Below are 11,118 nucleotides of genomic sequence, written 5' to 3' on the forward strand. Positions count from 1 at the left end.
GCCCTGTGGATCACTCCACAGGGCCTCTGACGTGCTGTGCACTCGGCAGGATTCGAACCTGCAACCTTCTGATCCGTAGTCAGATGCTCTATCCGTTAAGCTACGAGTGCTTGTTTTGTTTTCCCGCCGGTCCTGGTCCTTTCGGGCCGCTCGCGGCGACAGGAAGAACATTACATGACTGCCGCCGCCATGTGAAATCCGTTTGCCGTACCCCTTGTGACCTGCGGAAACACCTCTACGGGCGGTTCTGGGAACGACGAAGCCCCGGTCGCTCGGACCGGGGCTTCGGTGATCATGCGCGGAGGCGGAGGGATTTGAACCCTCGATGGGCTTGAAGGCCCAAACCGCATTAGCAGTGCGGCGCCATAGACCGGACTAGGCGACGCCTCCAGCACAGCCGCCCGCGCGAGCGCGAGTGGTGCGTGCAGATGATGACACAGTCGAGCGTGCTGTCACCAATCGACTCCCACGGTACTAGGCAGGCAGGCCGCAGAGCAAAGCCCTTCCGGTCCGTGCCGACGTGTCCGTGCCGACCGGGACGGTGGGGCGTTAGTCAGGTCATGTTCGCTCGGATTCTCGTCGTCGCCGCCACCGCGGCCGCCTCCGTCGTGCCCTCGGCCGCCCATGCCGCTGCCGGCCGCCCCGCCCTCGCACCGCCGCCCGTGCAGGACGAGGACCGGGCCGGTGACCACCTCACCGTCACCGTCCGGCACGCGGGCGACGGTACGGACGGGACGTTCGACCTGTACTGCCATCCCGGCGGCGGCGACCATCCCGATGTCGGCGGCGCGTGCGAAGCACTCGATCGGGTCGCCCGCTGGGGCAGGGACACCTTCGCGCCCGTGCCCGAGGGCAGCGTCTGCACCATGCAGTACGGCGGGCCCGCCACCGCGCATGTCACCGGGAGGTGGGCCGGGCGGCCCGTCGACGCTTCGTACGACCGCAGCGACGGATGTCAGATCGGCCGCTGGGACCGGCTCGTGCCGTTGCTGCCCGATCTGCGGCCCCAAGGGCAACCGTAGGGACCCGCACAGGGTTCCTCCCGGGGGGGAAACCCAGGACCGCGTAACGGTCCGGCGAAGGTCTCGCGAAGGCCTGCGCAGGCCAGAGGATGCGGGCACACGTTCTACTTCAACTCGTCGTGCGACCTCCCTCTCATCCGGCGTCGCGAGCGCAACCACTGCCCTTAGACTCCCTCGCGTGACACGTCGCGGGCCGGTTGGCAAGATGGCCCGAGCGGTCGGCAAGGTGCGGTAACAGGGAGGAAGCGTCTCGTGAGCAGCAGGCCATCCCGAGGCGCTGCTCGCCTCGCAGCCATACTCGACGCGCTTCCCGATGCGTTGGTGCTGGTCAACGCCAATGGGACCGTCGTCAACGCGAACACGATCGCGCTTGAGGCCTTTGAAGCGCCGGGTACGGCTCTCGTGGGGCGGGGGCTGCTCGATCTGCTGCCGCAGTTCGACTCCAAGCTCATTCCCGGGTCCATGCGGCGGCCCGATCACATGGACCCCGCCGGGCGGACCAAGCCGACGCGGATGATCGCGCGGCGCACCGACGGGGCCGAGTTCCCCGTCGAGGTCACCAGCGCCAACCTCGAGAACGGACAGCAGGCCTACGACGGTTACGGCTACAGCGGCGACGAGCTGCTGATGCTCGTCGTTCGCGACCTGACCGGGACCGTGGACACCGAGGCCGAGCTGGCGCGTTCGCAGCGGCAGACCGAGATGATCCTGCGGGCCGCGTCCGAGGGTGTGGTGGGGACCGACACGGCCGGGCGGATCGTGCTGGTCAATCCGGCCGCCGCTCAGATACTGGGTTACCGGGCCAGTGATCTCGGCGGCAAGGAGCTGCACTCCCTCGTGCTGCACTCGCGGGCCGACGGTTCCCCCTTCCCGTACGAGGAGTCCGCGCTCGCCGACACCCTGCGCTCCGGGCGGAAGCACCGGGTGCGGGGGCAGGTGCTGTTCTCCAAGGGCGGGGACAAGGTCTCCGTGGACCTGACCACCGCTCCGGTGCGCGACGGTGACCAGCTCGTCGGTGCCGTGATGACCTTCGCCGACCGGCGGCCGTACGACGCGCTCGCCGAGGAGAAGGCCGCCGCCGAGAAGCGGCATGCGGAGGAACTGGAACGGATCGAGGAGGAGCACGCCTCCGAACTCACCGCTCTGCGCCAGAAGCACGTCAGCGAGCTCGAGGAGCTGCAGGAGCAGCACGACGAGGAGCTCGCGGCCGGCGAGGAGCGGTATGCCGCACTCGGTGAGCGCGCGAAGGACCGGTACGAGGCCCTCGCCGCGCGGCACGAGCAGCTGCTGACCCTGCTGGGGCGGTCGCTGCGCGGACCGCTGGACGAGCTGCGGCGCGAGCTGGCCGCCCTCGCCGCCGACGACGCCGGGCAGCTGTGGCCCGAGGCCAACCAGGTGCTCCACCACCTGTCGGCCGGCTATTCGCGGATCACCACCCTCATCGACAACGTCCTCGGCTATCAGCTGCTCGACGCCGGGAGCGAGCAGATCACCCGTACGAAGGTCATGCTCGACGCCGTGGTCGCCGCCGGTGTCGACGGGGCCGTGGAGCTGATCGGGCCCGGGCGGGTGCAGTTCGCCGTGCACGCGCCGCCCATCGAGGCCGAGGTCGACCCGCAGCGCCTGGCGAGCGCCCTCGCCCATCTGGTCGCGGATGTCGCCGGTGTCGACGCGACCGGCAACGCGCCCGTGTCGGCCGGCGGTTACATGGACAACACGGTCGTCGTGGCCGCCGCGCAGCGCGGTGAGGTCGTACGGATCGAGGTGCGCGGGCCGTATGCCGGGGGAGACCCGGTGCACGAGCCGATCGTGCGCGGGATCGTGCGGGCTCATGGCGGTGTGCTGCAGACGCATGAAGTGCCCGGGATGAGCGGCAGCGCGTATGTGCTGGAGGTGCCCATCGGGGGCGGGGCCGGGGCCGTTGCGGCCGAGGCTTCGGGTGCCGGAGCGGACGAGCCCGTCGCCTCCGACCAGACCTCCGCCGGCGGGCGCCGGCGGGCGCGGCGGTCCTCCGTCGACGCGTTCCTGGAGAGCGAGGGGCCCGCGGAGCCCGGTGACCCGGCGGAGGCCGACACGGAGGGCGGTGTGCCCACCGGGCGGCGTCGCAGGCGTGCGGTCGAGGAGTCGGCGGCCGCCGCGGCCTCGGCCGCCGGAGCGCTGGAGGTCTCCGGCGGTACCGGGCGACGGCGCGGGCGGTCGGCCGAGGGTGCCGGTGGCGGTGTCGCCGAGGGTGCCGTCGTCATGGCCGGTGAGCACGGAGCCGGGACCGCGGCCGTGGGTACGGGCCTGGGCGGGACCGTTCCCCCGCAGGGTGTGCCCGCGTCCGGCGGCCGGCGTGCGCGACGGGACGGCGGCGAGCAGCCTGCCCTGCCCGCGGCGCTGCCCGCCGGCCCCGCGTCGGCCGAGCAGCCGGGCCGGGCCGAGCAGGCCGTGGCCGTGCAGAACGCCGAGCCGACCGGGCGCCGTCGCCGTGCCCTGGCCGCCGCGAACGACCGCGCCGCCGCGCAGGAGGCGGCCCCGCGTTCGGTGTTCGCGCTGCCGCCGGCGGAGGCGGACCGGGTCCCCGCACAGGGTGCGCAGGAGCAGGCGGCGGTGCCCGGGCAGGCATCCGTACCTGTGCAGGGGCAGCCGCAGATCGCGGTTCCCGATCAGCCGCAGGTTCCCGGACAGCCGCAGGTCCCCGCACAGGGCGGCCCGGATGCTCCCGGTGACGGCCCGGTCGACGACGGCCGTCACGATGCCGTGCCGCACGACCAGTCCGGCGACCACACTCCGCCGCAGCCGCACCCCACGAGCGCGCCGACGGGCCGCCGTCGCCGTGCCGGGGCGCAGCCCGGGGCGCAGGAAGCCGGACAGACCCCGGGGCAGGGGGTGCCGGTGCAGCAGGCCGCGCCCGTTCCCGCTCAGGCGGCCGCCGTGCCGAACGGCACCGGCCAGGCCGCACCGGCCGCCGCCGCTCAGCCGCTTCCCGCGGCGCCCGTGGAGGCGGCGCCCGGTCCGTCCACCCCGGCTCCCGGCACCCCGCTCCCTGCGGAGGCCCCCGCGGTACCGGCACACCCCGCCCGGCCGCTCCCCGCCGAAGCGGCCGCCGCGCCCGCCGCCCCCGTCGACCCGAACTCCACGCAGGGCCAGGCGATCAGCGTGCGGACCCTGGGCCAGGGGGTGCCGTTCACACGGCAGGCCGCGCAGGTGCAGCAGCCGTCGGCCACGCCCGCGCCGCACAACCCGAGCGGTTCCGGGCGGCGTCGCAAGCTGGGTACGCGGACCGAGCCCGCCGCCGCGGCCCCGGAGCAGGCGGCCCGTCCGCATCCGGCGGCCGAGCAGACGCCCGTGGCGGCGCAGCCCCAGCCGTCCCTGGCCGGGCAGTCGCGGCTGGCGCAGGTGACCGAGGGCACCGGGCGGTCGTACGCCATAGGGGCGCCGGACGAGAACGCCGCCGAGGGGCCGGAGCCGCTGGACGGTCCCGGTGGCGCGGTGGAGATCGCGGACACCCCGCGTCCGGTGCCGATGGACGACGAGCTGCCGCCGGAGCCGCTCGACAATCCGCGGCGGCTGCTGGTGTGGCCCGCGCCGGACGTGACGACCCAGCAGGCGCTGAGCGACCGGGGCTACCGGCCCGTGATCGTGCAGTCGCGCGAGGAGGTCGACGCGCAGATCGCCGCCTTCCCGGCCGCGCTGTTCGTGGACCCGCTGACCGGGCCGATCACCCGGACCGCGCTGCAGTCGCTGCGGCAGGCGGCGGTGGCGTCCGAGGTGCCGATCATGGTGACCGCCGGGCTCGGGCAGGCGACGCGCGAGGCGGCGTACGGCGCCGACCCCGCCGTACTCCTGAAGGCGCTCGCGCCGCGGGACAGCGAGCAGCATCCGCCGCGGGTGCTGCTGATCGAGGAGCATGCGGAGATCGCGCTGGCGCTGACCGCGACGCTGGAGCGGCGCGGGATGCAGGTGGCGCGGGCCGCGAGCGATGCGGACGCGGTGACACTGGCGGGGCAGCTCAGGCCCAACCTGGTGGTGATGGACCTGATGCAGGTGCACCGCCGGCAGGCCGGGATCATCGACTGGCTGCGGGCGAACGGCCAGCTCAACCGCACCCCGCTGGTCGTCTACACCGCCGCCGTCGACCAGGCCGACCTGCCGCGGCTGGCCTCCGGCGAGACCGTCCTGTTCCTGGCCGAGCGGTCCACGAGCAGCGAGGTGCAGAGCCGGATCGTCGATCTGCTGTCGCGGATCGGGACCAACTGACGGCCGGCCCCCGGCGAACGCCGGGGGCCGGCCGCCCGGTCGTGGCGGAACGTCAGTCGAGCCTGGTGATGTCCAGGTCGCCCTCGGCGTAGTGCTTCCTCAGCACCTTCTTGTCGAATTTCCCGACGCTCGTCTTCGGCACCGCCTCGACGACCGCCCAGCGCTCCGGGAGCTGCCACTTGGCGACGTGCCCCTCGTCGGCGAGAAACGTGCGCAGGGTCTCGAAGTCGGCGGTGGCGCCCTCCTTCAGGACGACGGTGGCCAGGGGGCGTTCGCCCCACTTCTCGTCGGGGACGGCGACCACGGCTGCCTCGGCGACGTCCGGGTGGGACATCAGGGCGTTCTCGAGCTCGACGGAGGAGATCCACTCGCCACCGGACTTGATGACGTCCTTGGCGCGGTCGGTGAGGGTGAGGAAGCCCTCGGGGGAGATCGTCCCGACGTCCCCCGTCTTCAGCCAGCCGTCCTCGCTGAACTTGTCGGCCGGGCGCAGTGGTTCGGCGTCGGGGCCGTTGTAGTAGGCGCCCGCGATCCAGTTGCCGCGGACCTCCAGCTCGCCCGCGGACTCGCCGTCCCAGGGCAGGCGCTCGCCGCCGGGGCCGGTGAGGCGGGCCTCGACGCCGGCCGGGAAACGGCCCTGGGTCAGGCGGTACGCGAACTCCTCCTCGGTGCCGACCGCATGGGCCGGGGGCCGGGCGATCGTGCCGAGCGGGGAGGTCTCGGTCATGCCCCAGGCGTGACAGACCCGCATGCCCAGCTTGTCGAAGGCCTCCATGAGGGAGGGCGGACAGGCCGAACCGCCGATGGTCACCTGGGTCAGGGAGGAGACGTCGCGCGGCTTGGCGGTCAGCTCGGCGAGCAGGCCCTGCCAGATGGTGGGGACGGCCGCCGCATGGGTCGGGCGCTCGGACTCGATCATCTCGGCGAGCGGCGCCGGTTGCAGGAAGCGGTCCGGCATCAGCATGTTGACGCCGGTCATGAAGGTGGCGTGCGGCAGGCCCCAGGCGTTGACGTGGAACTGGGGGACCACGACGAGCGAGGTGTCCTGGTCGGTCAGGCCCATGGACTGGGCCATGTTGACCTGCATGGAGTGCAGATAGATCGAACGGTGGCTGTAGACCACGCCCTTGGGGTCGCCCGTGGTGCCGGAGGTGTAGCACATGGCGGCGGCCTGGCGTTCGTCCAGCTCCGGCCAGTCGTAGGTGGCCGGCTTGTCCGCGATCAGGTCCTCGTACTCGTGGACCTGGGGACGGGCGCCCTCCAGGAGGGAGCGATCGCCGGGGCCGGTGACGACGACGTGCTCGATCGTGGGCAGCTTCGGCAGCAGGGGCGCGAGCAGCGGGAGCAGTGAGCCGTTGACGACGACGACCTTGTCGGCGGCGTGGTTGACGATCCACACCAGTTGCTCGGCCGGCAGCCGCAGGTTGAGGGTGTGCAGCACCGCGCCCATGGCGGGAATCGCGAAGTAGGCCTCGACATGCTCGGCGTTGTTCCACATCAGCGTTCCCACCACGCTGCCCTCGGTCACTCCGAGGTCGTCGCGCAGGGCGTGGGCCAGCCGGGCTGCGCGGTCGCCGATCTCGGCGAAGCTGCGGCGTCGGGGTTCTGCCTCGCCGCTCCACGTGGTCACTGTCGACCGTCCGTGGATGGTGCGGCCGTGTTCCAGAAGCCGTGAGATCAGAAGCGGTACGTCTTGCATGGTGCCGTACACCGGAGCCTCCCGGAGCGTTGGGGTGTCCGGCGATTCTGGACACATACCGCGCGGTATGGCTACCCCCTGGTAGGCCGTTCTGGTCGGGGCCGGGGGGCCGGCCCCGGGACGTTTGACATGGAGCGCGCTCCAACACCTAGCGTTCTGGGCGGATGAGTCCGACCAGCTCAGGAGGCAGCAGCATGAACGACGTCCCCACGCGGTATCTGGGCGAACTGGAGGTTTCTGCGCAGGGCCTGGGCTGCATGGGCATGAGTCATGCCTACGGCGCCACGGACGACGCACAGTCGATCGCGACGCTGCACCGCGCCCTCGACCTCGGGGTGACCCTCCTGGACACCGCCGACTTCTACGGCTCCGGGCACAACGAGGAGCTGATCGGGCGGGCCATCGCCGGGCGCCGTGACGAGGTGGTGCTGGCCACGAAGTTCGGTTTCGCCAACCGTCTCGGCGAACCCACCCGGGTGCGCGGCGACGCCGCCTATGTGCGGCAGGCGTGCGAGGCCTCGCTGCGCCGGCTCGGCGTCGACCACATCGACCTGTACTACCTGCACCGGGTCGATCCGCAGGTCCCGATCGAGGAGACCGTCGGCGCCCTGGCCGAGCTGGTGCAGGCCGGCAAGGTCCGCTACCTCGGTCTGTCCGAGGCCGGGGCGCAGACCATCCGGCGCGCGCACGCGGTGCACCCGATCACGGCGCTGGAGAGCGAGTGGTCGCTGTGGACCCGTGACCTGGAGGCGGAGATCGCTCCGGTCTGCCGCGAACTCGGCATCGGCCTGGTCCCCTTCTCCCCGCTCGGGCGCGGCCTGCTGACCGGCCAGTACCGCTCGACCGAGGAGATGGCGGACAACGACATGCGGCGCAGCCAGCCGCGTTTCGCCGACGGCAACCTCGAACGGAACCTGGCGACCGTGGCCAAGCTGGACGAGCTGGCTGCCGCGAAGGGGATCACCGCCGGCCAGCTCGCCCTGGCCTGGGTGCAGCACCAGGGCGACGACGTGGTGCCGATCCCGGGCACCCGGCGGCAGCGGTACCTGGAGGAGAACCTCGCGGCCCTCGACGTCGAGCTGTCCCCCGAGGACCTCGCCGCCATCGAGGCCACCGCCTCGCCGGAGCAGATCGCGGGCGCCCGCTACGACGAGACCAGCCTCACCTTCGTCAACCGCTGAGCCTTCCCCGCCGCCACCTCGTGTACGACCGGTGCGGGCCGCCACCACGATGGCCGTGGCCGGCCGTCCCGGAATCCGGTCGTACACGGGGAGTCTCCGCGCCCCGCGGTCACTTCGTCCTGGTGTCGCGGGCGGTCGCCAGCAGCATCGCGGCGAGGGCGAAGAGGCCCGCCGCGAGCATCGTGGGCCGAGGCCCGGACGCGTCGACGATCAGGCCGCCGACCAGCGAGCCCACGCCGATGGCCCCGTTGAAGGCGGCCACGTACAACGACGAGGCGGCCTCGCTCTCCTCGGGGACGGCACGCAGCACCCAGGTCTGCAGCGCGACCGGCAGCGCCGCGTAGAGCACGCCCCAGCACACCAGCATCGTCACGGCCAGCGGAACCCCCGCTCCGCCCGCGTACATCACCGCCATGACGACGGCCAGCAGCCCGATGCTGCCGATCAGGCTCGCGCGCAGCGCCCGGCCGACCACCGCGCCCGCCGCGAAGTTCCCGACCAGCCCGGCCGCCCCGAAGACCAGCAGCAACACGCCGACCAGGGACGGCCGTACGCCGGTGACCTGCTCCAGATACGGGGTCACATAGGTGAAGGCGAGGAAGTGGCCGCTCATGATCAGCGCGGTCACGCCGATCGCGACGCGCAGCGCGCGGTGCCGCAGCACCTGGAGCAGCACGGTGAGATCGCCGCTGCCCCGGGCGGGCACCGCGGGCATGAACAGCAGGGCCGCCGCCAGGACCAGGACGCCCAGCAGCCCGACGCACAGAAAGGCGACATGCCATCCGGCGGACTGGCCGACGGCCGTGCCGAGCGGGGTGCCCGCGACGGAGGCCAGGGAGATGCCGCCGAGCACGACCGAGGTCGCGCGGACGGCGTGCCGCTCGGGCACCAGCCGTACCGCGATCGACACGGCGATGGACCAGAACACCCCGTGGGCCAGGGCCACGATGATGCGTGCGGCCAGCAGCAGCGGATAACCGGAGGCGACGGCGGCCAGCAGGTTGCCGCCGACGTAGAAGACCATCAGGACGACCAGCAGCCATTTGCGGTCCATTCGCCCGGTCAACGCGGTCAGCGGTGCGGAGGTCGCCGCCGCCACCGCCGCGAACCCCGTCACCAGGAAGCCCGCCGTGCCCACCGACACCGACGTGCCGTCGGCGATGGACGGCAGCAACCCGATGGGCAGGGTCTCCGTGGTGACGAAGGAGAAGACGCCCAGGGCCAGTCCGGCGACGGCCAGCCAGCCGCGCAGCGACGAGCGCTCCCGCGCGGCCGGGGGCGCGCCGGCCGGTGCGCTCACGGGGATTTCGGTTTCCGAGTCCATCCTTGCTCCCGCGTGGATTTTCCGGCACTGAATTGTCCGGCATCGAACAGCTGATTTCCTGCCGGTGCTTCTTCCGGCGACGGATCACTATGCAGCAATGACATGCAGGTGAATCATCGTGTGCGCGCGACGTGCGGGGGAAGGGTCTTCCGGTCGTGGTGTCGGGACCACCACCCACCGGATTCTGCCTGGTAGTCGGGGTGGTGGTGCTGGGAGTAACCGGATGGATCCGCCCCGGTAATTCAATTTATCGTCGGGTAGCTTCCAGGTATTCGGCCACGAAAACTCGCCGCACCGCACAGCGCAAAGCACACACCGCAGATTCCCTTTTCCCTAGGAGCAGAAGACGTGTCGACGGACCGACTAAGTGCGACGGGGCGCGCCCGGGCGACCCGCCTCAACACGCTCACCGGACTGCGTTTCCCCGCAGCGTTCGTGGTGTTCCTCTACCACGCCTCGCTGCTGGCCTTCCTCGGTACGCCCTGGCTGCGCAGCAGCTCGGACGTGCACTCCTACTACCGCGCCGTGCACCACGCCGGTGCCCTCGGCGTCACCTTCTTCTTCGTGCTGAGCGGTTTCGTGCTGACCTGGTCGGCCCGGGCCACCGACACGGCACCGCGGTTCTGGCGGCGCCGCTTCCTGAAGATCGTGCCCAACTACCTCGTGGTGTGGGTGCTGGCCATGGTGGTGTTCGCCGCCCCGCACACGAACATGAAGATCGGGCTGCTCAACTTCTTCATGCTCCAGGTGTACTACCCGGACTTCTCCATCAACTTCGGGGTGAACCCGGCGGGTTGGTCCCTGGCCGTCGAGGCGATCTTCTATCTCTCGTTCCCGGTGCTGCTGTACCTGATCAAGAAGATCCCGGCGCGCCGGCTGAACCTCTGGGTCGCGGGTGTGGCCCTCGGCATCCTCGCGACGCCGCTGCTGTCCACCCTGCTGGTCCCGAAGGGCACGGCCTTCATGGCCATGGAGCCCGCGACCTCGGTCAACCAGTACTTCTTCTCCTACATCCTGCCGTTCCCGCGGGTGCTGGACTTCGCGCTCGGCATTCTGGTGGCCCGCTCGGTGATGACGGGACGCTGGCGCAACATCGGCATGATCTGGTCCGGTGCACTGCTCGTCGCCAGCTTCGCGCTGGGTTACTTCACGCCGTACATCTACTCCTCGCGCGCGGTCTGTGTCGTCCCCGCCGCCCTGCTCATCGCCGCGGGTGCCATCGCGGACGACGAGGGCAGGTTCACCCTCTTCCGCAACCGGGTGATGGTCTGGCTCGGCGACATCTCCTTCGCCTTCTATCTGGTGCACTTCACCGTGCTGGAAGGCGTGTGGAAGCTGCTCGGCAGCAAGGCGTACTCGGCTCCGGAGGCCGCCGCCCTGCTGGCGCTCTGCCTGGCCGTCGCGGTCCTCGCGTCGTGGGCGCTGTACGAACTGGTCGAGCGGCCGATCACCCAACGCTGGTCCAACCCGAAGAAGAAGCCGGTGCAGCAGCGGCCGTTGGCCGAGGCCCTGCCGCTCGCCGCGCAGCGGGCCGGCGAGGAGGTCTGATCGCACCGCGGGCACACAAGGGACCGCCTGCTCCGGCCGGAGCAGGCGGGGCCCTGTGTGGGCCGCGCGGGGGTTGTTGTTCCCACCCCCACCCCCGCCAGT

The 11,118-nt window shown here is 71.7% G+C and carries 6 protein-coding genes and 2 tRNA genes; 4 read left to right on the top strand and 4 right to left on the bottom strand.

Annotated elements, in window-relative coordinates; all coding sequences use genetic code 11:
• Window positions 1–37 precede the first annotated feature (37 nt).
• Both ACWC1K_RS36555 and ACWC1K_RS36560 read right to left on the bottom strand, forming a co-directional pair.
• Window positions 38–110: transfer RNA gene (locus ACWC1K_RS36555), tRNA-Arg, on the bottom strand.
• A 189-nt stretch (window positions 111–299) separates the two neighbouring features.
• A tRNA-Ser gene (locus ACWC1K_RS36560) sits at window positions 300–390 on the bottom strand.
• Window positions 391–560: 170 nt separating this feature from the next.
• Between ACWC1K_RS36560 and ACWC1K_RS36565 the strand changes: the two genes are divergently transcribed.
• Entirely contained in the window at window positions 561–1,022 is a 462-nt protein-coding gene (locus tag ACWC1K_RS36565) for an SSI family serine proteinase inhibitor (protein WP_450837211.1), read from the top strand.
• Window positions 1,023–1,274: 252 nt separating this feature from the next.
• Complete coding sequence (locus tag ACWC1K_RS36570; RefSeq protein ID WP_450837212.1) at window positions 1,275–5,264, top strand: PAS domain-containing protein; 3,990 nt, start codon at window positions 1,275–1,277, stop codon at window positions 5,262–5,264.
• Window positions 5,265–5,316: 52 nt separating this feature from the next.
• On the opposite strand, the gene ACWC1K_RS36575 is transcribed toward ACWC1K_RS36570, so the two are convergent.
• A complete protein-coding gene (locus tag ACWC1K_RS36575; protein ID WP_450837213.1) occupies window positions 5,317–6,975 on the bottom strand; it encodes a long-chain fatty acid--CoA ligase in 1,659 nt (552 codons plus the stop codon).
• Between the two features lie 182 nt (window positions 6,976–7,157).
• Between ACWC1K_RS36575 and ACWC1K_RS36580 the strand changes: the two genes are divergently transcribed.
• Window positions 7,158–8,144, top strand: coding sequence for an aldo/keto reductase (locus tag ACWC1K_RS36580; RefSeq protein WP_450837214.1), 987 nt, complete (start codon window positions 7,158–7,160; stop codon window positions 8,142–8,144).
• A gap of 109 nt (window positions 8,145–8,253) precedes the next feature.
• On the opposite strand, the gene ACWC1K_RS36585 is transcribed toward ACWC1K_RS36580, so the two are convergent.
• Entirely contained in the window at window positions 8,254–9,468 is a 1,215-nt protein-coding gene (locus ACWC1K_RS36585) for an MFS transporter (RefSeq protein ID WP_450837215.1), read from the bottom strand.
• A gap of 348 nt (window positions 9,469–9,816) precedes the next feature.
• Between ACWC1K_RS36585 and ACWC1K_RS36590 the strand changes: the two genes are divergently transcribed.
• Entirely contained in the window at window positions 9,817–11,016 is a 1,200-nt protein-coding gene (locus tag ACWC1K_RS36590) for an acyltransferase family protein (RefSeq protein WP_450837216.1), read from the top strand.
• Window positions 11,017–11,118: the final 102 nt, after the last annotated feature.

The organism is Streptomyces sp. NPDC001492, assembly GCF_053597275.1.